Origin of the sequence: Rossellomorea aquimaris (assembly GCF_001877785.1) — a bacterium.
Lineage (GTDB): Bacteria > Bacillota > Bacilli > Bacillales > Bacillaceae_B > Rossellomorea > Rossellomorea aquimaris_A.
Window position 1 is genome coordinate 22,962 of sequence record NZ_MINN01000070.1, and the last position, 23,915, is coordinate 46,876.

The following is a 23,915-nucleotide window of genomic DNA, read 5'->3' on the forward strand; positions in this document are numbered from 1 at the left end:
TTGAACTTTTCCTGTGAAGCAGCAGGCGACGGCCGGACCGTTATCCGATTGAGTGGAAGAGAAATTCTTCAAGCAAGGGTGGTACCGCGTTAACCACGTCCCTTTATTAGGGGCGTGGTTTTATTTTTTTATAAGGAGGAAAAAAGGATGAAGGAACTGACAAAAGAACAGCATGCAGAAGTGGAGAGGCAGCTCAGCCTTTATCAGAACGGGGTTGTGGAGACGATTCCCGAGAATGAATTAAGGGATAAAGTGTCGCGTTCCATCCAGACCGGGAAGCCGCTTAAAATCAAACTTGGCCTCGACCCGACTGCACCGGACGTCCACCTGGGTCACACGGTGGTCCTGAATAAGCTGAAGCAATTCCAGGAAAACGGCCATATCATCCAGCTGATTATCGGCAATTTCACCGGAAAGATCGGTGACCCGACCGGAAAATCAACCGTGCGTAAACAGCTGACCGATGAAGATGTGAAGATGAATGCCCAGACATATTTCGAACAGTTCGGCCGCGTACTTGATATGGAGAAAGTGGAGCTTTTCTATAACTCCGAGTGGCTGACACCGCTGAACCTTGAGGACGTCATTCGCTTGTCTTCCAGCATCACGGTCGCACGTTTGATCGAGCGGAACGATTTTTCTAACAGGATTGCATCAGGGAAACCGATCTCCCTGCATGAATTCTTCTACCCGCTGATGCAGGGCTACGATTCCGTCGCCTTGGAAAGCGACATCGAGCTCGGAGGCACCGACCAGCACTTCAACGTCCTGATGGGCCGGCATCTGCAGGAACATTACGGGAAAGAAAAACAGGTCGTGATGCTGCTTCCGCTGCTCGAAGGCCTCGACGGCGTCGACAAAATGTCCAAATCCAAGCACAACTACATCGGAATCGACGAACCGCCAAACGAAATCTTCGGAAAAACGATGTCGATCCCTGATGAACTGACCGTAAAATACTTCAACCTGGTCACAGATCTGCCGCTAGAAGAAAAGCAAAAAATCTCAGCAGGCTTAACAGACGGAACCCTGCATCCAAGGGATGCCAAAGTCCGCCTGGCCCGCACCATCGTCTCCATGTTCCACGGAGAAGAAGCAGCCGCTGCCGCGGTCGGGCACTTCCAAACCGTCTTCCAAAAAGGATCCCTCCCCGAGGATATTCCTTCAGTTGAGTGGAAAGGTGCCACGGAAGTCGCCATCATTGAACTGTTAGTCGAACTGGGCATGCAAAGCTCAAAGAGTGAAGCCAGAAGAATGATCAAAAACGGCGGCATCAGGATCGACGGCGAGAAAGTGCCGGATACCGAAATGATGGTTAAGGTGACCGACGGGATGATTGTGCAGGTTGGGAAGAGGAAGTTTGTGAAGGTTAAGGTTTGATTGGGAAAACACACAAAGAGGCTGGGGCAAAACATAAAACCCCATGTTTAAAGACGAAATTATAGAGTAGACTCTAAACAACGCTAATGATTTGCGTGCAAGACTACGCTTTCCGCGGGTAGCCCGTGAGCCTCCTCGGCAAGCCTGCGGGAAGAAAAGGGGAAGGGCTTTGCTCAGAGGCTGGTGGCATAAGGCGAATCGTCCACGAAGGCGTTCTTTGCCTTCTTGGACGAGTTGACTTATGACATGTGCCTCTAAGCCCTGGAGCTGGACAAGTCTCACATAAGCTACTCTTCCCGCAGGAGTCTTCGTCTTGCACTCCAATCAACCGCTGAATGAACTAAACCCTAAATGAACAATGAAGAAATTAAAAACCCGAACTAATTTGCCTTACCTCATGCAAATTAGTTCGAGTTTTTCTTAGACTAAATCACTTTTGTCCCAGCCTTTTTTTATAAACATGGGTTCTCCTATGCGTTTAATCGCAGCTTAAAGTAACCCCATAATTTCGCAAAAAATATTTCTAGCAACCCTAGCAATACATCAGAGCGAATAATACTGAACTCAGTTCAAACTAAGTTACATACATATTGAATCATTCCCAGGCAGCATAGATTTTATTTTGCACCAAAATATAGTCTTCAACCGGCAGACCCTTCAAGGAGTAGATCTTACTTCCTTCACCAGCGAATGTGGATTCTCCGTTTTTCAATTGGTATCTCGGGTTACTTTCTTCCTTGCTGCCTACCACACAGAAAGAAATTACACCTAATTCCTTATCTATCTCTCTATATTCTTCTTTTATATCTTTTTCTTCATTATAAGAATACGTCTTGTCATTCCAGACGACTACATCTGACCATTCTACAGAACTATGGGGTTCGGGAGAAGAAACAGCACATCCCGACAAAAGCAGTAGAATGATCGTTGTGATAATTAATTTCTTCATATTTCCCCCCTGTAACACCTCCATAAAACTGCCCGTTAGTTGTAGCTCTTTTCTTTAGAATACTAAGTTGATAGAAAAATTTTTCCACTTGATCATCTGTTAGGAGGCCCATCGTTACCAATCACCCCAAATACATATCCACCACAAACTTATTCCGAATGAAACCCAAGTCCTCATACAGCTTGATCGCCGGATTATCTTTCAGTACAGACAAACGCGTAGCCGGGTACTCTTTACTCGATAGGTTAATAGAATGGGTTAACAGAAATCGTCCGAGCCCCCTCTGCTGATGGTCAGGGTCCACGGCTAAACTCATGATGAGAGGATAGTTTTCAAACTCCATGTGCAGGCAGACGCCAACAACAGTGTTCGTGCCCGTATCTACAATCACCCTTGAACACTCATCCATGATTGGATTGGTTTGATATTTTTCTATGAACTCCTTAACGTGATTCATATAATCCTCTTTGGATCCAATTTGATTATAAGCTGGATTTGCTTTATACGATTTCATAAGGAGACAGGTGATATCATTTGGATCTTCACTTGAAACAGCTCTGGATCTATATCCTTCAGGAAGCATTGCCTTCATAGATTGTGTGGGACGGATCATCCAGTAGTTCGCTTCACGAACCCGGCAGCCATGGTGTTCATAAGAGGGAACATGTTCTTCTACAATTTCTCTGAAATAAATTTCATCTTCCGTCTTCGATACCTCTTTTAAGTAGTTTAGAAGTTTGCAGAGCAACTCTTCATAATCATCATATGGCGGCACAACAAATAAATCAGCCATGAAATTAGGTTTCAGGAAAACACCGCCAACAACAGTTTCATCCTTCATAATAAAATATCCGCAGTCAAATATAGATGCGACTTCGATCATTGAAGCCGGGGACCTCCTGAAAAAGTAATCTGCATATTTTTGTCCATAATAAATGGAATAATAACGGGTGAACTCTTTGGGCTTCTTGTAAACCAGTTTGAACCCCTCTTCTAAATCAATATGGTTTTTTATAAATTGAACTTGCTCAATCATGATTTACTCCCCCTCTCCTTGAACTCAACTTTCCTGATAGTTGAAGACCTATATCAACCTGCTGTTCTTATTAAAATTTTTCATTTGTATAATGGCGTGCCAAAGTTGAAAATGAGAACTTTACTTTGTATTTGCCTCTAAGTTCCACCTTTATTTTTTCTGTTAATACAGCTCCTTGGATGTTATGTTTTTCTTCCATTTCGATACCGTTGGGAATTAATATATCTTTGTCCCAATCGATCCATTCGCCGTACACTGATGCCCATTCCCGTACTTCGTTTTTCAACTCACTTGTAATCGGGAGATCCTCCAAATCAAAGTTACACCCACATCGATTGCACCATATTGGGTCAGCCCCGACATCTCCTTCAAGTTTCAATTCCCAGATTTCTTTTTGTTGGCAAAAACAATGCATGCAATAAATCCCTCCTCTTTTGGGGCTGTCAAATTCCTCCTCAAAAACCATCACCCATGCAGCACAAACTTCCAATAAGCCAAACAAATAAACGTACAAACCCAGGATACAAACCCGAACACCGTCACAATCGTATTCTCGGACCACCCGTATTTCAGCCCGTAGTGAAAATGAATCGGCGTCATCCTGAAGATTCGCTTCCCTGTCTTTTTAAATGAGGCAACCTGCAGGATCACCGAAAGCTGTTCGGCAAAATAGATGATGAACAACAGTGGAATCAAGATCTCCACCTTCTCAATTACGGCAAGAAACGAAAGCGATCCGCCTATCGCCAGTGATCCCGTATCCCCCATGAACGCTTTAGCGGGGAATAGATTATAAATGAGGAATCCGAGCAGGCATCCGATCATGACCAGACTATAAAGCTTCACTTCTGGTGTGTCTGAAATCACAAAAAAGAAAAAGTAAGTGGGAATGGCCACCACCCCTAACAGCCCGTCCAGGCCGTCCGTGAAATTGATGGCATTGGCTGAACCAACGACAAACAGTGCGATCACAACGATATAGACCGCCATCGGAAGATCAAAGGAGACATTTCCAGTAATCCGGACCATAGTGTCGATACCAAGTTCTTTTACCACGTAAAAAAGCAGCGTACCCGTAAACAGAAATTGCAGGATAAGCTTGGTCCTGCTCGATACCCCTAAAGGGTCCTGACGTGAAGCCTTCCAAAAGTCATCCAAAAACCCGATAAAACCGAATAATATGTACGTTACTGCCAGGAAATACATGATTGGCGTGGGCGAAAAGAGGATGGACACGATAAGGCCTGTTAGAAGGATGATCCCAAACATCAATGGCGTCCCTTTTTTTAACTGATGATTGGCCGGGAGCTCTTTCCTGATTGGCTGCAGGAGCTTTAATTTTCTTAATAGAGCAATGAAAAATGGGGATAACACTGCGACTAAAATAAATGCAATGAGGGACGGGATGATTTGATCAATCACATCTAGTATTCTCCTTTTCTATTTATTTCCTATATATAATTTCTAGTCAGATGAGGGATATCCTTTAATCTAAACAAAAAAAGCCTCCCGCTCCCCAAAGGAAGCAGAAGGCCGTAACCCATTATTTTTTATTAACAGAGGCATCGTAAATCGACTCGATCGCACTCTTCATTGCTTCGTCGAATTCTTCACCAGTTTGATTGACCCTCAACTCCTCAGCCAGTGCGCGGGAGAAGCTCGCAATCATTCCATCATTTTCTTTCAGCTTCTCGTTCGCTTCATCACGGGAGTAGCCGCCGGAGAGGGCAACCACCCGGACGACGCGAGGATGCTCGACCAATTCCTTGTACGCATTAGCCTTAGTTGGAATCGTGAGCTTCAGCATCACATTCTCATCTTCAGACAGGTCATTAAGATGCTTGAGGATTTCTTTCCTCAGTATTTCTTCGCATTCTCCCTTGTCCTTGCTGTGGATATTCACTTCCGGCTCGATGATCGGAACGAGATCGGCCGCTATGATTTTCTTGCCGACTTCGAATTGCTGGTCCACCACAGCCTTGATGCCCTCTTCATTCGGCTCATGGATGACCGAACGCATCTTTGTGCCGAAAATATTCCGTTCATTGGCACGTCGAAGCGTCTCATCCAAGTCCGGATTCGGCTTCATCAGCTGGACGCCGTTTTCTTGTTCAGCAAGGCCTTTATCCACTTTCAAGAACGGGACAATTTTATGGTCAGCCAGATAATCCGCCGTATACTTCCCCTCCACCTTACTGTCCATCGTCTGCTCGAACAAGATAACCCCAAGGATGTGCTCGGAACTGAATGCTGGAGACGTCATGATTCTCGTGCGCATCTCATGTACCTGGTCAAACATTTCATCCTCATTCGAATAGGAGTCCTCCATCACGCCATAAGCTGCCAGCGCTTTGGGTGTACTGCCGCCGCTCTGATCCAGCGCTGCAATAAACCCTTTACCATTCTTCATTCGATCCAATTGACTTTTGTTCATGTGTTCCACTCCTTTTTCGTTCTTCTCGTAAACCTTCCTCTATACTAGTTCCCCAATTTCAAGTGAGTTAACACATTTAATGAAGGAAAATGGACGTTTGGAGACCTCTTTTTAAAAAGGTTTCCGGCACGTAATCACCATGAATGGAAACGGTGGCTTCCCCTCCGCATTCTTATGGGGCTCCATAATCTTCGTAACTTCCACAAGCCCATAATCCCCGAAGTCCCGCTTGATTGACTTTCGGTCATAAAAGAACATCTTCACGCCTTCCATGATCTCGAAATAATCCTCTCCGATCTGTGTGCCTTTCCCGAACATTGGGGCATCTTTTGAAATCGTCGTAAACACCATATGACCGCCTGGCTTCAGATGTGCGTAGCAGTCGCGGATAAACTCCCCCCGTTCCTCTTCACTCAGCAGGTGGAGAAGCGCATAGCTGAAAATCCCGTCATATTGCCTGTCGTCAAACGGCATATCGGACACAGGTCCATGGAAAATCGGAATCTCAAGCCCGCTTTCCCTCGCCAGCTCAATCGCGCGTTTAGAAATCTCGATACCTGTTACATTCATTCCATTCTCAATAAAAACCTTCGCATTCCGTCCGTACCCAATACCCGGAATCAGCACCTCCTTCACGTTCTTTTCTTCAAACAAATCATTCGTATGGATGGCCGAATCTGCCGGCTCGAACCCCCACATCGTTTGGTTTTGTATGAAACTTGACTCCCAGAATTCAGTCATGTCCTTTGCCCCTTTATGGATTGATTTGAAAAGTGCTTTTTTTAGTTTAAAAAAGTACTTTTCATACTAAAAATTCGTCTATTCCTTAAAGATCCAGCCTCTTCCCTGAAGGTAACCCCTGAAATAAGCCCTAGCACCAGTCCGATTCATCCCGCCGGACCCGTATTTTATCAAATCGCTGTAACCGGGTGATAGAACTGTCATCCTCGCAATTTCAAATCGTAACTATTACGATTTGTAGACTTTACTCATATTAAACCACATCGCTAACCAGCAGGCAAATGGATTACTCTATCAAAAACGAGGCGGTCTACTATCCTCTTAAATCGACTCTTCCAATTCCGCCACCTTTGTCCAAACACTTCCTTTTAAACTAGTAAATCTTAATCCACAGCTTCATCTGGAGCAATTCTTCATATATAAAAAAGACCCCTCACATCCATATGAAAGGACTTTTTCACAGTTTGAAGCCTGATTTTTTCAGAACAAATGAGGATGAAATAAATACAATGGGAACCGATATCAACAAATATGGGAAACCCTTTGGCATCCACATATTGAAAAAGTAATAAAACAGTGTGACCCAGACTCCTAAGAATATCAAACCGAGTGATTTTTTCATTTTGCTCCTCCGAAAAGTTCATGCGAAAAGACGGTTCTTCCCCGAAGAACCGTCCTCCCTCTATAAATACTTAACCACAGCCATCTCCCTGCCAAACCGGTCACCCTCATCAACAAACCCGAGGCTCGCATACAATTGATGAGCCCCTCTATTTTCCGGATGATAGCCGACCACGATCTTATCCGCATCCGTCAGCTTGGCCATTTCTTCGATCATCAGTCTCGTGGCTTCTTTTCCGATTCCTTTTCCCTGACTGCTCAGGTCCACCATGATCCGGTACACCCAGTACCCGCCAAGCTCTTCCTTGACCGAATTGAACATCAGGAACCCGGCCACTTTCTCCTCGCTGTAAATCGCAAATGCTTTCAGCGTCGGTTCGAATTTCGTTTGCGCGATCGAAACCGCATTTGACTCCATATATTCGGCTTGTTCTTCTGTTAACTCCAGCCCGCAGCATTCATACCAATTCTCCGAGTTGATTCCTACTAATCTTACATTCATCTTATTTTCCCCTTTCGATATGGGGGATCACCTTTGTTAATGAGGCGTACTCCCCTTATATGATGCTATGTTCAATGCATTGATATTTTTCATAATGAACGCCTCCTTTAACAAAAATGGCCTGAGCAGCTCAGGCTTTGTTAGTATACCATAATTTTCTAGATTCGTAGAGAAAAATATTAATGGCCCCTGGCTAAGATTCGCTGCCGGATACGGGAAATGATTGCTCCTTGGCTAGTTAATAGATAATTTGTCTTTTTTAGTTAAAAAAGAGTCATTTTTATTCAGGTTTGGGTCTTTTCCTTCTATTCTACTGCTGAATTTATGTATCCTGCCCCTCTTATCGCCTGATTCACTGTTTATATTCGCCTGTGAATCTGACTTATTATCAAAAACGGACCACTTATTATCAAAAATCCAAATTTATTATCAAAAACGACACTTTTATTATCAAAAAATTAAATATATTATCAAACGTCAAAAGCCGCAGTCAAACAGCCCCTCCAGCTATACCGGCCAAGCAAACCCCATTCCGAACGGAAAATTCAATATAACCCCCAACAATACGACCACCCAAATCAAAATGAAGAGTGAACCCGCCACCCAATTCTTCGGCTTGCCCTTTTTCATCAATTCTTTTGCTTTGATTTCACATTGAGCGATCACTTCACGAGGGATCATCTTCAGCGCAATCAGAATTCCCAACGGAACGATAATGACATCGTCTAAATACCCAAGCACCGGGATGAAATCCGGAATCAGATCAATCGGACTCAGCGCATACGCCACGACGCATGCGGTAAATAACTTGGCATACCCCGGTACTCTTTCGTCCTTATAGGCTAAATAAAGGATCAGGATTTGCTGTTTTAATTTTTTCGCCCATGCCTTCATTTTTTCCAATGGATGCCCACCTCTTAAACCGGACTATATTTATGAAAAGTTATATAAAGAAGGATACCATCATAACACAGCATCATGAGCGCAAGCACCAACCCTATCACAGGGAGCTGCTTCTTCTCGTTCTTTTTTCGAAGAGCCAGAATGCTGAACAGGATCGTTAAAAGTATACCGACGGACTGGATACTCATAAAATATTTTGGAAACACATTGGTGACCAAAGGGTGTAAAATCAGCCCGATCCCCAATCCGAATGATACGTAACTTAACCAGGAATATTTTTTTCTTTCCATATTGCCCCCTCCTGTTTTCTGTTTATTGCAGGATTAACAAAATCCCCATTAGTGTAATTATACACCAATAGGGATTATTTACACTATACTTTTCTAACTCAAACTAAGACATTAATCAACGTAAAACCATCTTCCGCATAGAATCTCCGCAGATAAATCTCTTATCATCTATCTCCCTCAGGCTTAGACTTCACCCATCCTACAATACCGATCCCGATCAAGACGGCCCAGAAGATCCCCTTCCATACGGGACCTTTTGCAAATTCGTAGGGGATGAATCCCACTGCAGGGTGGGCCAAAGTATAGACGGCAAGCTTGACGCCGACCCAGCCGACGATGACAAAGGCAGCGGACTCAAGTCCGGGGCGCTTCTCAAGCAGGCCGACAAATGCAGATGCCGCAAACCTCATGATTACGAGCCCAATGATTCCGCCGAGCAGGATGACGATGAAATGCCCGCCGTCCATTCCGCCGATCGACGGCAGATCTGTTTCCGGCAAAGTAACCGCCAGCGCAACAGCTGCCAGGATCGCATCGACCGCAAACGCTATATCCGCTGCCTCCACCTTCACGACCGTCCACCAGAAACCGGATTTGGTCCCTTCCTTGTCGTGGTGCTTTTCTATTTGTTTCTTAATAACATGTTTTTTCACCAGATGATAGCCGGCAATCCCAAGAAGATACAGCGCCCCGACCGCCTGCACCTGCCAGATATCCACCAGATACGAAATCAGGAACAAGGAACCGAACCGGAACAGAAACGCCCCCGCCAGACCGTAAAACAACGCCTTCTTCCGTTGGTCCTCCGGCAAGTGCCGCACCATCGTGGCAATGACCAGCGCATTATCCGCAGCCAGAATCCCTTCCAAACCAATCAGAATCAGCAGCACCCATCCATACTCAAGTAACATCGACCATTCCACCGATCATCCCTCTTTTCATGATATTTTCCATAATGACGAGCCCCCGACACACAACACAATCACTATCCTATTCGCTCCGGGCCACTTCCCTTCCAATAGAAAAAGACCTCTACCGATTGGTAAAGGCCTTATGTCTGCAATCTATACGCAAGGGGTCCTTTACCGTTCAGGCAAAGGTCTCGCAAGCAACATCCCTGTTGCCAAGTGGACCGGAGACGGGAAACCCGTCACGAAATGACGACACACTTGAAAGCTACTCCCCTTTGGAGTCTTCGCTATTTACTTTACTTCTTACTCTCACTATAGCAAGCGGACAAACCCATCGTCAATAGGTGGATGCTTCATTTTTTTGTAAGAAGGAGGGTGTGAATCCGGGACGCTGGCCCCCTCACCTTTTTGGCTGCTGAGAGGACTTTTTTGCATAAAATCAGAACGTTTTTAATGGATTCAGGCTCAAAACGTGTGAAAGATGATTTTTTTTATAAAAAAAGGGAGACTGCGGGGGGCCATCACCCCTGAACAGAGCTGCCAGCCTGCTATATTATCAAAAACGGACACTTTATTATCAATAATCCAATTATATTATCAAAAACGAGACTTTTATTATCAAAAACAGAAATATATTATCAAATCCCAAAAGTCATGCGTCCCTAACCCCATGAGGCGGTCCTGCACCTCCATTTCATCAAAGGCCTCAAATAAAAGAGGCGCACCCTTCGAACAGGTACGCCTCTGCCAATCTATTATTATTACATCCCATACCAATACTTATTGTTCTGAATCTGTGTGTTGTGTTCCGGATGCCAGTAGTCGACTGAATATGAATAGTCATAGTTCATGACGCATCGGATGCCGCTCCCCTGCGGGTCATGCCCTAGTCCATAGTTATGGGAGAACTCATGCTGTGCCGCTTTGGAAGTGTTCGTGACGCCCTGGTCGAGGTTGACGCTGAATGCCGTTCCCGGATCTGACGAGTAAACATATGCGATTCCGCCTGCTTCGAAATTCACATCCCTGGTGAATCCTACAACAAAGTCATAATTGTAGCCGGACCAGTCCCTGCTTAGATCTGAAAGAATCTGTGAGCTGTTTCCTCCTTGGGAGGTCCAGTTACCGACTGCCTTCACCTGGAAGTCGATGCCGTGGTCACGGGTGAACGCGTTATCCGCGTTCTCGACGATCTGTTGTACGCGGCTTTGCCAATCGCCGTATGCAGCGCGGTATTCTTCATCGGCCACCGCCAGCACCGTTACGGTTCTTGTCGCCTGGGCTTTTGCTTTTTTGCTTGTATCTTTCGGCAGATTACTCTTCGTTACCGTCTTGTTGACCACTTTCCCTTTTTCATTCAACTCTACAACACTAGTAGACTTCTCGATCTTTGCCGGCCCCTTATCCGGAGCGTACTCCTTCGCTTTCGGCAGTGAATCTACATAAGTTGACGCCTGTGCTGCATGCTCATGACTATGACCATGAGCACTCAAATCGGCCGGAACTTTCGCCATTCCAATAGCAGGAGCGACCGTGATCGATAATGCGAGTGTAGCAGTTAGAATTTTTTTAAGTTTCATAGGGAAACCTCCTCATTTGATATACTTACTAAATTCGGAGAAATTCCCTTTTTCCCTGCCCATCCGGTATTGGGAAACACCGGGTTAAAAGTAGCATAGTAAACGTGCTGAAAATCGGCCTTCAAAGTAAAATTTTCATAAAAACCATGCGATTTTGTCTAAAGAAATCTTTTTCTCAACAGTGTGTCTCTCAGCATGACAGAAACATACTGAAAAAGTGATAATTTTTCTATTTTTAAGCTGAAAAGCGATGGATTTCATTGAAAAGAAGGGTCGTCTCCTGATATTCCTGGAGGGGCCGTGTAACTTGACCTTATAATGCCGCTTTAGTTGTCACTTTTTAACAGGCAGCAACACACATATTATCAAAACCGAAACCGACTACTTTATTATCAAAAATCCAAATATATTATCAAAAACGGCCCTTTTATTATCAAAAACAGAAATATATTATCAAAACCACATTCCCAGCCCTTCCACCAGCCAAGATGCCGCCCCAGATCAAGGCCCGTCCCTCATTGCGTTAGTGCTTTAACGTATCGAGGAGCGGACTCCACTCTCATACCTGGGACAGACCTCATCCGCCAACCAAGCCATACCCTTCCCAAACAAACAAAAAGCCGCCCCGGCACTACAAAACCGGAACGGCCCCCCATCACCAAAATTTTATTCCACCGTCGACAATTCGCTCTCCGTCACCCATTTATGATTCTTCACTTCTTCCCCGCCGTCTTTCGGCATGTAATCCACCATATAGACGGTCGTTTCCCGAGCAGACTCGATCACCGCTTCCGCACCCTTCATGCCTTTCATATGATCGGCTTCCAGTATGACTTTATCGCCCTTTTTATAAGGCTCTTCACCTGCATCCTTCAGTTCTTCGTGAATGACCCACTTATGATTTTTGACTTCCTTTCCACCCGTTGTCGGGGTATATGTAACGGTGTATACCACGGTGTCAAATGCTCCTGAAATCGTTGCCTCGGCACCCTTCATCCCAGGCATATGATCCGCATTTATCATCGCTTTGCTTCCCACCGGATGCACTGGATCCGCTGCCGTTTCAAGACCTTCCGGCACTTCACCCGAACCGGAGTGATTCATCTCCCCGTGGTCCATCTCGTCCATTTTTTCATTCTCTTCCATCTTCATCTCGTCATTGCCTGATTCTTTGTTTCCCATATCATCTTCGTTATTATTAGAACAAGCACCCAAAACGAGAATGATCATAGCGGCGAATAGAAGTTTCTTTATCATGATGTTTCCTCCTTTAGTGGTATCACTAAAGATTCTACCCCGTAATTTTGCAAAATATATGTAGGCGGGTCTGCAAACTTTTTTCAAAAAGGTTGTTTATGATAAAAGATAGGACAGAATCGAGGGTTGAAGATGAAAATTTCTACGAAACTGACATTATATTTCACGGCTGCCGTGTTTGCACTTGTCGTCTTTATTTTATTTTTCCTTCATGAAAATATCGTGAACAGCCGGATCGAGGAAGAGATGGCGGCTATTCAGTCCAGAGGCGAAAGCCACCGCGATGTGCTGCAGGACAACTACTCCCCGCAAACGCTGCAGCATATCGCGCTCATGGAATCGAAGACGGATACGGTTGTGGTGGTCACGGATCAAGAGATGAATCCAATCATTGCATCGGACAGGGTCACCCCTCAGATGCAAAGGATTAAAGAAAGAGCTGCGGGAGCTTCTTACCCGGGCAGCAGGCTGCTCGAGGACGATTACCGGAACAGCGATTATATCGCCTCTGTCTCATCCTTCGATACGGACAGCCAGACAGGGTACATCTTTATGTTCAAAGAAACCGGCCCTTTAAGGGCACTGGTCAAGAAGCTGAATTCCCACTTTCTGATTGCGGGCGGCCTCAGTCTCATCCTGATGCTCGTCCTCCACTTTATCCTTTCTAAAATACTGACCCGGCCGCTTGTCAAAATGAAGACCGCCACCGAAACGATCAGCAGGGGAAATTACAATGTCGGTCTCCCGCCTGCAGGCAATGACGAACTTGGGCAGCTATCGAATGCCATCGGGAAGCTGTCACAGGACCTGCAGACATTGAAATCGGAACGGGCCGAATTTTTAGCGAGCAGTTCCCATGAACTGAGGACGCCGCTCACGTATGTTCAGGGCTATACAACTGTCGCCCTGAGGGAAGGAATCAGTGACCGGGAAAGAGGAGAATATCTGAAGATCATCGGCGAGGAAACCGGAACCATCGTCAAGCTTGTCGAGAATCTGTTTGAGCTGGCAAAACTCGATGAGAATGCTTTTACTATTTTAAAAGAAGAAGTTGAGCTGTGCCCTTTCCTGAAGGGGCTCCATTCGAAAGTGGACCCCGCATTCCTGGCCAAAAACATGCGGCTGGAATTTGAATGCAGAGCAAACCTGACCATCACGGCCGACCCGATCCGCCTTGAGCAGATTTTCCTGAACCTCCTGGATAATGCAAGGAAATATTCTGAAGAGGATACAACCGTTACATTAACCGTCACCCGCAATGGCGACCGCGTCATCTTCACCCTGAAAGATGAAGGCATCGGCATCGACCAGGCCGAGATCCCGAACATCTTCAAAAGGTTGTACCGGGTGGAAAAATCACGGTCCAGGGAGCTCGGGGGATCGGGCCTCGGATTATCCATCGTCAAAGAATTGGTGGAAGCTCACAAGGGGGACATCTCTGTCGAGAGCACACCAGGAAAAGGAACTACCGTACACATTACCATGCCGATGAAGGAGGACACCCCATGACCAACATACTGATCGTAGACGACGAAGCGAGGATGCTGAACCTGATCGAACTTTTTCTGAAACCGCACGGATACTCCTGCGTCAAGGTGAACAACGGCCACGAAGCGATCCAGCGCATTAAGAAGCAGGAATTCGACCTCGTGCTCCTCGACATCATGATGCCGGAGATGTCCGGTTGGGAAACCTGCGAAAAAATCAGGAGTTTCCAGACACTCCCGATCATCATGCTCACCGCCAGGGACACGAAAGCCGACCTCATCAAAGGACTCGAACTCGGCGCCGATGACTATCTCACCAAACCCTTCGACGAAGACGTGCTGCTGGCCAAGATCAAAGCCGTCCTGAGAAGGCACAGGAATGAATTCCAAACGGCTGATTCCCACCTCCTCACCAGAGGCGGATTTTCGCTGGACTATCAGTCCTATACCCTGAAGCACGGGGAAAAACAGATCACCCTGACCATGAAGGAATTCAAACTGCTCGAAGCCCTTATGAAAAGACCGGAACGGGTCTTCACACGCCAGCAGCTCCTCGTGATGGTCTGGGACAGCAGTTTCGAAACCGAAATCCGCACCGTCGATTCGCACATCCGCAACCTGCGGGATAAACTGCGGTCTGCTGCATTCCCTATCGACGATCATCTGGCGACTGTCTGGGGGATCGGGTATCAGTGGAAGGTGTAATAAACGAATGTAAAGGAGAAACCATATGATTTTCAAAAAACCAGCAGGCATCATACTCGCAGCAGGGTTATTCTTGACAGGCTGTTCGTCTTCCGGGGAAGATGAATACAAGTTTGTCAGTCCGGAAGCTGAAAACGTCGAACACTTGCATGGATCCGGATATCCCGGCAGCGGCGAGTCCTTCTTCATCGCCACACACAATGGCCTTTTTAAATACGAAGACAATGAATGGACAGAATCGAACAGCAATAAACACGATTACATGGGTTTTGCACCATACAAAAACGGCTTCTACTCAAGCGGTCATCCCGAACCCGGATCCGACCTTAAGAACCCGCTTGGACTGGTGAAGAGCAAAGATCTCGGTAAAACCCTGGAAAAGCTCGCTTTCTACGGCGAAACGGACTTTCACTACCTCACTGCAGGCTATGAATCCGGCAAGCTTTACGTCCTGAATGAAGCGCCGAACTCAGAACTTGAAGCCGGCTTCTACTCGTCAAGTGACGAAGGCGAAACCTGGGACAAGCTGGACATGAAAGGCGTTGAACCAGACATCCTTGTCAGCATGGCCGCCCACCCGACCGATCAGAACCTTGTCGGCGTCAGCAGCCAGGCAGGCGTCTACCTTTCTAAAGACGGAGGAGACACCTTCACTCCCGTCACCGAGGGAAAACCCTCCACCAGTATCGCCTTTACTGAACAAAAGGGTATCTATTCCGTCATCGACGGCGAAAGCATCAAGCTTGTGGAATTCGACCTGGACACATTGGAAGAAACCGAGTATCGGCTGCCTTCTTTGAAAACAGACAACCCGATCATGTATATCGCCGTCAATCCTGATGACTCAGCCGAGTTGACGTTTGTGACCTATAAAAATGACATTTATCAGTCCAAGGACGGCGGCAGTGAGTGGAAAGAAATTATGGATGCGGGGGACCCGCGATAAAGCGCAAGATTTCCTTTTGTGCGGGGTATGGCGTCATTCACTATGGAAAAATGGTTATCAACATCACGATCCATTCACATACTCTTTTATATGATAGAATGAAATTGTAATTCATTTCCATACAAAGGAGAAACGTGAATGTCGGATGGCCTTGGTTTGTTTTTAACCATTGTACTGGAGATTTTCGTGTTCGTACTGTTTAACTACTACGCATTCAAGAAATCGGCAGGCAGTATTAAAAGAAGATTGTCGGCAGGTGTCATCTTTCTGGTGCTGACCCCGCTCATCTTTTTTGGAACCTTGTTTTTCGTCCTTATATTTGACGAAGGCGGCTGGGGGGCCGGTATATTGGCTGTATTTTTCACAGCCCTCTATATCTTGAACGGAATCATCATTTTGCTCTCTTCCCTGCATATTTATTTGACAAAAAAGAGTGAATGACGGTTAAAACCGGGTCCCGGCTGCGATTCAGCCGGTATCCACCCAACCTTCACCTGTAAAAGATCAATTTGTCTATTATAATTAAATCAAACATAAAAAGGGCTGATCCCCGGCAAAACCATTGCCGCGGGATCAGCCCTCTTCTATTTATCTCTTCTCTATGAATGGACCATAGTCCCTGCGCTTGTGCTGTACGCCGATCCATTTGACGGTTGTGAATTCTTCAAGTGCCCATTCGCCGTTGAAGCGGCCGAGTCCTGAGTCTTTTTCCCCGCCGAACGGCATATGCGGCTCGTCATTGACGGATTCGTCGTTGACGTGGATCATGCCGGTCTGAATGCGGTGGGCGATGTTCGTTCCTCTTTCAATCGATGAGGAATGAACCGCTCCGCTTAGGCCGTATGGGTGTTCATTGGCAAGGCGGACCGCTTCTTCATCATCGTCGAAGGCAATGATGGCTGCGACCGGACCGAAGATTTCATTTTTCGCAATCGGCATGTTGTTGGTCACGCCCGTCATCACGGTCGGGGACAGCAGATTGTCTTTAGCGTCTCCGCCGAGGATAACTTCTGCACCCTGTTCCTTACTGGCATCGATGTCCTTCAGGATGCGTTCGGCCTGATCTTCATCGATCAGCGGCCCGATGTGGGTTGCTTTTTCAGCCGGGTTGCCGGTTTTGAGTTCCTTCACCCGCGATACGAACGCATCGACGAATTTGTCGTGGATATCCTTATGGACCATGATGCGGTTGATCGACATGCAGATCTGACCCTGATGATAGAATTTGCCGAACAGGGCCGATTCCACGGCCTGGTCGATATCGGCATCGTCAAGTACGATGAAAACGTTGTTGCCGCCGAGTTCGAGGGCTGTTTTCTTTAGATTCTTACCAGCCAGTTCGCCGATCCTGCGGCCGACCTCGGTGGATCCGGTGAACGAAATCAGGCGCGGGATTGGGTGGGTGACGATATCGTCCCCGATTTCGGAACCGCGTCCGACGACGACGTTCAATAACCCTTTCGGCAGACCCGCTTCTTCAAAAATGCTCGCGAACAACAGTCCGCCCGTCACCGGTGTATGAGTGGCCGGCTTGACCACGACGCCGTTTCCGGTCGCGAGTGCCGTCGCGATCGATCGCACCGCAAGATGTAACGGGAAATTCCAAGGGCTGATGATGCCGACGACACCGAGCGGCTCGCGGTAGACCCGGTTTTCTTTTCCTGGGACCTGCGACGGCAGGATCTTTCCTTCCATACGATATGGATAGGTGGCCGCTTCCTTCATGCTGAGGATCGACACCTTCACCTCGCCGGCCGCTTTCATGTAGGTGCTGCCGGATTCCTTGATGAGCCAGTCGATGATCGTCTCCTGATTTTCCTCCACAATGCGGACCGCTTTTTCCATTACGTCCCGCTTTACCTGAGGAAGCTCCTTCGCCCATTCCTGCTGTGCCTTCTGGGCAGATTGGTAGGCGTGGTCCAGATCCTCCTTGCTGGCGGCCTTGATCGTTCCTAAATCTGACCCGTCGTATGGGTTTCGGTTGTTGATGGTACTGTCGCTGTTTCCGTCTGTCCATTCACCATTGATGAATAGTTTTGTAAAATCGGTCTTCATGATGATCCCTCCTACATTCCCTGCTGTGTCGGACGCACGATGATTTCGTTCACGTCGACATGTTCAGGCTGTTCGACTGCATATGAGATGGATTTCGCGATGTTTTCACTGTCGAGCGGCTTCATTTCCTGCTGTTTGAACCCTTCGATGACATCTTCGTCCGTGATTGTTTCCGTCAGTTCCGTCGCCACCGCACCAGGACAGATAATCGTCGTGCGGATGTTATGGGATGTGTTCATTTCCTGACGCAGTCCCTCGGTGATTGCACGGACTGCATATTTTGTCCCGCTGTATACTGAGCTGCCCGGCATGACCTTGTGGCCAGCGACGGAAGAAATATTGATGATGTGCCCTGATTTCTGTTCTTCCATATACGGAAGCACGGCCGCGATCCCGTAAAGGACGCCCTTGATGTTTACGTCCACCATCTGATCCCATTCCTTGATCTTCAGCTTATTCATATACGAAAGCGGCATGAGACCCGCGTTATTGACGAGGATATCGATGCTTCCGCACTCCTCCTTCGTCTTCTTCGCAAGCTGCTCCATCTCTTCGACGTTCGTTACATCCGTCACCTGATAAAAAGCCTTGCCCCCGCTGTCTTGGATTTCCTGCTGCAGTTCCTTCAGGCGCTCTTCGCGTCTAGCCGCAAGCATTACGGTAATTCCCTTCGAAGCCAGCTCCTTCGCCGTCGCCTGTCCGATCCCGCTGCTCGCTCCTGTAATAATTGCTGTTTTATTTGAACTCATTAATGATTCCTCCCGTTTAAGTAAAATTTTTTACTGATATAGTTTTATCCACACCTCTTGTTTTCACGCAAAAAGGAGGAGTTAAACAAAAGTCAGAGAGTTTGGATCTGGAGTGAGCCGGGGGGACAGGTACGGCGGCCCATTTTGAAAGGGCGGGGAGAGCCGGAGGGACAGGTACGGTGACTCATTTTAGGGGAATAATAAAAGAGGCAGTCTCCGGTGTGCCGGATCCTGCCTCTTTTATTGTTTATTCATCTGGAACGGTGCGACGGAGTCTCAACCGAAAACGGGCCGGGAACCGGCACCCCGGCCAGCTACATCATCTGCTCCATCTTCTCCTCACGCTTGGCCTGCTGCACGGAATGAATGAGGATTCCGAAGAAGACAATCACGGACAGGAGGATGAGGCCGAATGATACGGCTGAAAGCGAGAGCATTTTGAAGAGTACGCTCACCGCGACAATCATGTACATATACGACAGCATTTGCTTGACTTTGGCCACCTTGAACCGCTCCAATTGCACGGATCCGAGCGGTGTCCCGAGCAGTGCCCCGATGATCAGGACGATGCCGTGCCTGAAATCCAGCGTCTCGCCTGTGAACATATACGATCCGATGCCTGATATCACGATGATCGACGCGGCCGAGATGCTCGTTCCGATCGCCTTGTTCAGATCGAGCTTGATCCATTTCGTCAGTAAAGGTGTCATGACGAAACCGCCGCTGACCCCCATCAAGGAAGAAATCACGCCTGTAAAAAATCCGATCACAGGTACTGCGCCTTTCCCCTTAGCTTTCGAGTCGTTATCCCGCTTACTGAAAAACTGGTACGAAAACCAGCTTAAAATGGCGATATAGGCAACCGAAATGACGGTCGCGGCCCCGTTGAGGGAATCCAGCCATTTTACAAACGGCGCGGTCACCACCGAACCGATTACACCGAATCCGCCGAGAATCATGGCCAGTTTTACATTCACATTGTTCAGCCTGAAATGAGACAAACTTCCCGTGATCGTCGAACCTAGTGTCAGCATCAGCGACAGCATGATCGCCTGGCTCGGTTCATAGCCGAGAATCAATAATGCCGGAGTCAGCACAATGCCTCCCCCGATCCCGAAGAAACCGGAAATCACCCCGATCGACGCGCCCCCGAGTATAAATAATATCCATTCCATAACGTTCGTCACTCCTTCACTATTATTATATCGCGGGATTGGCTATAATAATAATAAATAATAACAATAGGTATGATTACGTTTTGTAATGGAGGTGTTTTTTATGGAACTGACCTGGATCCGCACGTTTGTCACGCTTGCCCATTTTCAGCATTTCACGAAAACGAGCGAGTTCCTGAATATGTCGCAGCCGACCGTCAGCATTCACGTGAAGAAGCTGGAAGAGTCACTCGGTGTGAAACTCATCGACAGAAGCTCCACCCGCGTACCCTTCACCCTGACACCTGCCGGGGAGAAGGTATTCGCCGACGGCCAGAAGATGATCGAGCTCTGGAAATCGATGGAGCATGCAGGCGAAGAACGCGAAGAGGTGATGCTGAAGATCGGATCGACCCACACCGTGAGCGCGGCCCTGCTCCCTGATTTTATAAAAAAGATCAAAATGCTCCATCCGCATGTCCGGCTGAAAATAGAGATCCACAACCATGACCGCATCGTCGAACTCCTTGAAAATCAGGAACTCGACCTTGCTATCGTGGAAGGAACAAAAGGGATCGAGCCGTTCCAGACCGAAGTCATCAGCCGCGACGAACTGCGTTTCTTCGCGAACAGGGGCATGAACCTGCACACCTCCCCCCTCATCCTCCGGGAAAAAGGATCGGGGACTCGCGACTACGCCGACCAGTTCATCAAATCCGAACAAATCACACCGGCCGAAATCATCGAAGCCGGCAGCCACCACCTCATCAAACAGCTTGCACTGAGGGGTCTCGGCATCGCCTTCCTTTCAAGCTCCATGGTCAAAGACGAAGTAGCAGCCGGAAAGCTCCTCCCCCTCGACCCATATGTCATCCACCGGCCATTCTTCGCCGTCTGCCCGGCAGACTCCCCGGCCGGCAGCGTCATCCGGGAACTGATCGGGGTGTTGAAGGAGGATTGACTTCATCTTTGGTAAGGCGGGGTGAACGGCTCCACGGTTGCACCCTCTTTCCGGCGGATCTCCGGCGCGGGGCGGGTCGGGGGGACAGGTTCCTTGACCCGACGCTCAATCCGCGTATAATGATACAGACTGTGTTTGAAATTTATCGATATAATAGGAGGCGTTTCCATGATTCAAATAAAAAAAGCCACCGTCATTCCAGAGATGGACGGATGGCTGCTTGTAGATTTTTCAAACGGATCAAAAAAATTCGTTGATATTAAGCCGCATATGGATGGAGTTCTTGAACAGCTCAGAGATCCTGCATTCTTCAAACAAGTATCTGTCGATGAGAAAGTGAAAACCGTCACATGGCCGGGAGAGCTGGGTTTAGACCCGGATCAGCTATATAAAGAAGGAATTGAATTAAAAGATATTAAGAAATGGATTGAATCGAATAAAGGGTAAACGGTGCGTCAGGGAAATCATTCCCTGACTTTTTTTATAAAATAACCCCAGCCATTGTTCAGCTTCACTCCACCACCCGCGGCCCCGCCACATGAATCACAAGATCTGCCGTAAAATGAGCAATCATCGCAAACTCGATCCCCATAAACACAAACAGCGCTCCAAACACCAGCCCGCCGATCCCGTTTATGACAAGCATGCTGAGTACAACTCCCAACGTCATATCAAGGCTGGATGCCGCCACGCTGAAATGCATTATCCCGAAGACCAGGGATGAAAGGACAATTGCTGTCCATATCTTCGGTTTCGTGACAGTCCCTTTCGTGAATTTCAGGAACAGCCAAAGAATCAACGTGATGAGAAACAACCTGAATATCGACTCTTCATTCACTGCCGCTCCGAATGAACCAAGCATGCCCAGCCACCAGGACGGCTCATTCAAAGAGGAATTGTCCACGCCGAGCGGTTTTGAAACAATGAGGCTGAAAACGCTGATGGACACACCCGCCAGGACGCCAAACACTGCAGATTGAATCCCCTTCTTTTTAAAAGAATGAAGCGGCTTGCTTCTATTGAAAATTGCATCAATGACAGGAGCTCCCAGCTTTACTTTTTTAGCAAGCCACAGGGCAATGAATAAAAGGAGGCCCGCTTCCAGAAGAACCTGGACCACATAGAACAGGGTGAAGGACAGCTTGCCCAGCCCCATGACTTCATGGAGATTTTCCCGGGCCATCGCGTAAGGTGCGATGGCCAGCGCGCCCAACAAATTAAGGAAAAGAAGTGTGAAATACACCTTCCAGTTAATCAGCGCCGGTCTTTTCCCTTCTGTAGCCGCAGCTGTCAGCCTCTCTTCTTCAGCTTCTTCATTTTCATCATAACCCGCGGCTTTTTCTTGTAAATCCTTTATGAGCGTCTCAGGTTGTTCCATATAAATTAAGGCTTTATGTACTTCTTGCTTCTGCCCGAAATAGCCCCGGGCATATATTGGTTCTTTAAAAATTACTTCGTACCTCAATTCATCAATCATCCCGAAAATCCGGGTCAGCACCCTCGGCAGCGCCGTGACGTGAAAGACATTCTTTTCATGGATGATGCCTCCGTTATTCCGGTACTGGGTCCGGGCAGGCTGGATGGCAGCGACGTCCCCGATGTGAAAGCGAAGCGACCTTCTCTCCCCGATTTTCATCAAAATATGGTTTCCTTTTATCCGGATGGGAGAGTTGCGGACAAGATTATAATCTCCCAGCATGTAGAGAATCGTGTAAATGTGGAGAACAACGAGGATGTTTGCGCGGAGGGGGTCCACTTCTTTCAGGTAGTAATGAAAAGCGAAGGCTTCGATTACCTGTTCATGAATGAGGGCGATGAACAGCCAGAAATAGTTTGAGCCTTTATGATATGCGTAAGTCCGGTCCTCTTTGCTATCCCTTATCTTCCACTTGAACAAAGCATGATAGAAAACCACCCACTCTTTCTTCAAAATCGTCACGAACGGATTCGTTTCCATGTCCCCTCTCCTGTATTTTACAAACAGGATGACGGCCCCGGCTTCCGCCAATGTGATGAGAATGATGATGGATATGATCATTTGGGTATCCATGTGATTCCCCCTTTGATATGTAGGTTCCGTGTATCTTTTTACCTATTTTAAATGTACGTTTTTAGGAATTAAAAGTATAGGAAGATTTACTTTTTTTAGAAATACAGACATAAGATTGTGTCAGTATTGTTAAAATATGTAATTTACGTTGACAGCCGGAACGTTTACTTTGAAACAATTTCATCGTAAAAACCGTATATACTGATGAACGTAATCTATTAAGGGGGATGTTTCATGGAATTCAGAACCGATAGACTCTTCATCCGGCCGTTTAGGAGCACGGACTTACAAGATGTATTTGATATTTATAAGGATGACGATACGTGCAGATATCTCCTGCATGATCGGTGGACTTCTGAAGATAGGCAGGAGAAATTCAACAAAAAGGTGAAAAATAGTTCACTCTCAAAAGAGACGATGCTAAGTTTGGCCGTGGTCCACGAGACCAAAGTCATTGGCGATTTATCAGTTTGGTATACAGATATGAAAGATACGGTGGAGGTCGGTTACAGCTTTTCAAGTGAAATCTCGGGAAGAGGCTACGCATCAGAAGCGGTGGGTAATTTAGTTAAGAAGTTATTTGACGAATTTCATGTGCATCGGATCCAGGCCCAGCTTGATGCCAGAAACACATCCTCCCAAAAGTTGTGTGAACGTATAGGGATGAGGAAAGAAGCTCATTTCATCAAGAATTATTGGAACAAAGAAGAATGGACAGACAGCATTATTTACGGAATGCTGCTGTCTGATTTGAATGAAAGTTAACCCTTATAAAAAAGATTAGGCTGTCATTCACCGGCAGCTTGTTCCTGGTTAACTGGGAATAAGCCTTTTACTCAGTCTATAAGAGATAAATTTGCTCTTTTTAAGCTAAAACACTTCAGTTAGACTGAGTTTTCCAGCTAAAAACAGTGAAAAGGACAAGAATAGGTTCATTTTCCAGGCTCAAATTCAGTTGAACGTGAGCCGGAAGCGGAATACGATCCATTTCTGGAATTTATGATCCATTCGACAAAAAATACGCGCCGTTTTCAGGATTTATGATCCTAATTCGAAATATATGATCTCATGATAATCATTCTAAACTGGCGCCACCCTTTCGCCCCCATTCTCCTTTTAAAAAAGAGCCGCGGTACCTGTCCCATGGCTCGAGGTCCTGTCCCTCCCAAAAATGAGCCACTGTACCTGTCCCCGCGACCCAGCC

General features: G+C 47.0%; 24 protein-coding genes and 1 other annotated feature (1 of these 25 only partly in view). Of the genes, 8 read left to right on the forward strand and 16 right to left on the reverse strand.

Going from position 1 to position 23,915, the window contains the following annotated elements; genetic code table 11:
• Window positions 1-106: a binding site (T-box leader), on the forward strand (it extends 98 nt beyond the left edge of the window).
• A 41-nt stretch (window positions 107-147) separates the two neighbouring features.
• Entirely contained in the window at window positions 148-1,380 is a 1,233-nt protein-coding gene (tyrS, locus tag BHE18_RS02940) for a tyrosine--tRNA ligase (RefSeq protein WP_071617158.1), read from the forward strand.
• Between the two features lie 595 nt (window positions 1,381-1,975).
• Here tyrS and BHE18_RS02945 read toward each other — a convergent pair.
• From BHE18_RS02945 to BHE18_RS03000, 12 genes are all read right to left on the reverse strand, one after another.
• A complete protein-coding gene (locus tag BHE18_RS02945; protein WP_071617159.1) occupies window positions 1,976-2,329 on the reverse strand; it encodes a hypothetical protein in 354 nt (117 codons plus the stop codon).
• A gap of 121 nt (window positions 2,330-2,450) precedes the next feature.
• Window positions 2,451-3,365 carry a GNAT family N-acetyltransferase gene (locus BHE18_RS02950; RefSeq protein ID WP_071617160.1) on the reverse strand — a complete coding sequence of 305 codons (915 nt, stop codon included), beginning with the start codon at window positions 3,363-3,365 and terminating at the stop codon, window positions 2,451-2,453.
• Window positions 3,366-3,435: 70 nt separating this feature from the next.
• The gene (locus tag BHE18_RS02955; protein WP_235860238.1) at window positions 3,436-3,867 is read right to left on the reverse strand and encodes a hypothetical protein; all 432 of its coding nucleotides are present in this window, start codon (window positions 3,865-3,867) and stop codon (window positions 3,436-3,438) included.
• Complete coding sequence (mraY, locus tag BHE18_RS02960) at window positions 3,831-4,787, reverse strand: phospho-N-acetylmuramoyl-pentapeptide-transferase (protein WP_141771802.1); 957 nt, start codon at window positions 4,785-4,787, stop codon at window positions 3,831-3,833. Before mraY ends, BHE18_RS02955 begins: the two co-directional genes overlap by 37 nt.
• 121 nt (window positions 4,788-4,908) lie before the next feature.
• On the reverse strand, window positions 4,909-5,799 hold the full coding sequence (locus BHE18_RS02965; RefSeq protein WP_071617163.1) for a fructose bisphosphate aldolase: 891 nt from the start codon (window positions 5,797-5,799) through the stop codon (window positions 4,909-4,911).
• 111 nt (window positions 5,800-5,910) lie between these two features.
• Entirely contained in the window at window positions 5,911-6,540 is a 630-nt protein-coding gene (locus BHE18_RS02970) for a class I SAM-dependent methyltransferase (RefSeq protein ID WP_071617164.1), read from the reverse strand.
• Window positions 6,541-7,222: 682 nt separating this feature from the next.
• Window positions 7,223-7,663, reverse strand: a complete 441-nt coding sequence (locus BHE18_RS02975) for a GNAT family N-acetyltransferase (RefSeq protein WP_071617165.1) — start codon at window positions 7,661-7,663, stop codon at window positions 7,223-7,225.
• Window positions 7,664-8,170: 507 nt separating this feature from the next.
• A complete protein-coding gene (locus tag BHE18_RS02980) occupies window positions 8,171-8,557 on the reverse strand; it encodes a YkvA family protein (RefSeq protein ID WP_071617185.1) in 387 nt (128 codons plus the stop codon).
• A gap of 23 nt (window positions 8,558-8,580) precedes the next feature.
• Entirely contained in the window at window positions 8,581-8,856 is a 276-nt protein-coding gene (locus tag BHE18_RS02985) for a hypothetical protein (protein ID WP_071617166.1), read from the reverse strand.
• Between the two features lie 164 nt (window positions 8,857-9,020).
• Window positions 9,021-9,779, reverse strand: coding sequence for a TerC family protein (locus BHE18_RS02990; RefSeq protein WP_071617167.1), 759 nt, complete (start codon window positions 9,777-9,779; stop codon window positions 9,021-9,023).
• A 749-nt stretch (window positions 9,780-10,528) separates the two neighbouring features.
• Window positions 10,529-11,347, reverse strand: a complete 819-nt coding sequence (locus tag BHE18_RS02995; RefSeq protein ID WP_071617168.1) for a zinc-dependent metalloprotease — start codon at window positions 11,345-11,347, stop codon at window positions 10,529-10,531.
• 666 nt (window positions 11,348-12,013) lie between these two features.
• Window positions 12,014-12,604, reverse strand: coding sequence for a YdhK family protein (locus tag BHE18_RS03000; protein ID WP_071617169.1), 591 nt, complete (start codon window positions 12,602-12,604; stop codon window positions 12,014-12,016).
• Window positions 12,605-12,736: 132 nt separating this feature from the next.
• On the opposite strand from BHE18_RS03000, the gene BHE18_RS03005 reads away from it, so the two are divergent.
• From BHE18_RS03005 to BHE18_RS03020, 4 genes are all read left to right on the forward strand, one after another.
• Entirely contained in the window at window positions 12,737-14,113 is a 1,377-nt protein-coding gene (locus BHE18_RS03005; RefSeq protein WP_071617170.1) for a sensor histidine kinase, read from the forward strand.
• On the forward strand, window positions 14,110-14,796 hold the full coding sequence (locus BHE18_RS03010; protein ID WP_171910643.1) for a response regulator transcription factor: 687 nt from the start codon (window positions 14,110-14,112) through the stop codon (window positions 14,794-14,796). Before BHE18_RS03005 ends, BHE18_RS03010 begins: the two co-directional genes overlap by 4 nt.
• Window positions 14,797-14,821: 25 nt before the next feature.
• A complete protein-coding gene (locus BHE18_RS03015; RefSeq protein ID WP_071617171.1) occupies window positions 14,822-15,742 on the forward strand; it encodes a F510_1955 family glycosylhydrolase in 921 nt (306 codons plus the stop codon).
• A 138-nt stretch (window positions 15,743-15,880) separates the two neighbouring features.
• Window positions 15,881-16,183 carry a hypothetical protein gene (locus BHE18_RS03020; protein WP_071617172.1) on the forward strand — a complete coding sequence of 101 codons (303 nt, stop codon included), beginning with the start codon at window positions 15,881-15,883 and terminating at the stop codon, window positions 16,181-16,183.
• 147 nt (window positions 16,184-16,330) lie between these two features.
• Here BHE18_RS03020 and BHE18_RS03025 read toward each other — a convergent pair whose 3' ends face one another.
• The 3 genes from BHE18_RS03025 to BHE18_RS03035 form a co-directional block, all read right to left on the reverse strand.
• Window positions 16,331-17,797, reverse strand: a complete 1,467-nt coding sequence (locus BHE18_RS03025; RefSeq protein ID WP_071617173.1) for an aldehyde dehydrogenase family protein — start codon at window positions 17,795-17,797, stop codon at window positions 16,331-16,333.
• A gap of 11 nt (window positions 17,798-17,808) precedes the next feature.
• A complete protein-coding gene (locus BHE18_RS03030; protein ID WP_032085783.1) occupies window positions 17,809-18,546 on the reverse strand; it encodes an SDR family oxidoreductase in 738 nt (245 codons plus the stop codon).
• Between the two features lie 314 nt (window positions 18,547-18,860).
• A complete protein-coding gene (locus BHE18_RS03035; protein WP_071617174.1) occupies window positions 18,861-19,721 on the reverse strand; it encodes a sulfite exporter TauE/SafE family protein in 861 nt (286 codons plus the stop codon).
• A 103-nt stretch (window positions 19,722-19,824) separates the two neighbouring features.
• Here BHE18_RS03035 and BHE18_RS03040 point away from each other — a divergent pair, with 103 nt between their 5' ends.
• Together BHE18_RS03040 and BHE18_RS03045 are read left to right on the forward strand one after the other, a co-directional pair.
• Window positions 19,825-20,661 carry a LysR family transcriptional regulator gene (locus tag BHE18_RS03040; protein ID WP_071617175.1) on the forward strand — a complete coding sequence of 279 codons (837 nt, stop codon included), beginning with the start codon at window positions 19,825-19,827 and terminating at the stop codon, window positions 20,659-20,661.
• Window positions 20,662-20,829: 168 nt separating this feature from the next.
• Entirely contained in the window at window positions 20,830-21,108 is a 279-nt protein-coding gene (locus BHE18_RS03045; RefSeq protein ID WP_052011261.1) for a DUF2442 domain-containing protein, read from the forward strand.
• A 64-nt stretch (window positions 21,109-21,172) separates the two neighbouring features.
• Here the strand turns inward: BHE18_RS03045 and BHE18_RS03050 are convergent, their stop codons facing one another.
• On the reverse strand, window positions 21,173-22,711 hold the full coding sequence (locus BHE18_RS03050; RefSeq protein WP_071617176.1) for a CPBP family intramembrane glutamic endopeptidase: 1,539 nt from the start codon (window positions 22,709-22,711) through the stop codon (window positions 21,173-21,175).
• Between the two features lie 234 nt (window positions 22,712-22,945).
• Here BHE18_RS03050 and BHE18_RS03055 point away from each other — a divergent pair, with 234 nt between their 5' ends.
• Window positions 22,946-23,476 carry a GNAT family N-acetyltransferase gene (locus tag BHE18_RS03055; RefSeq protein WP_071617177.1) on the forward strand — a complete coding sequence of 177 codons (531 nt, stop codon included), beginning with the start codon at window positions 22,946-22,948 and terminating at the stop codon, window positions 23,474-23,476.
• Window positions 23,477-23,915 lie beyond the last annotated feature (439 nt).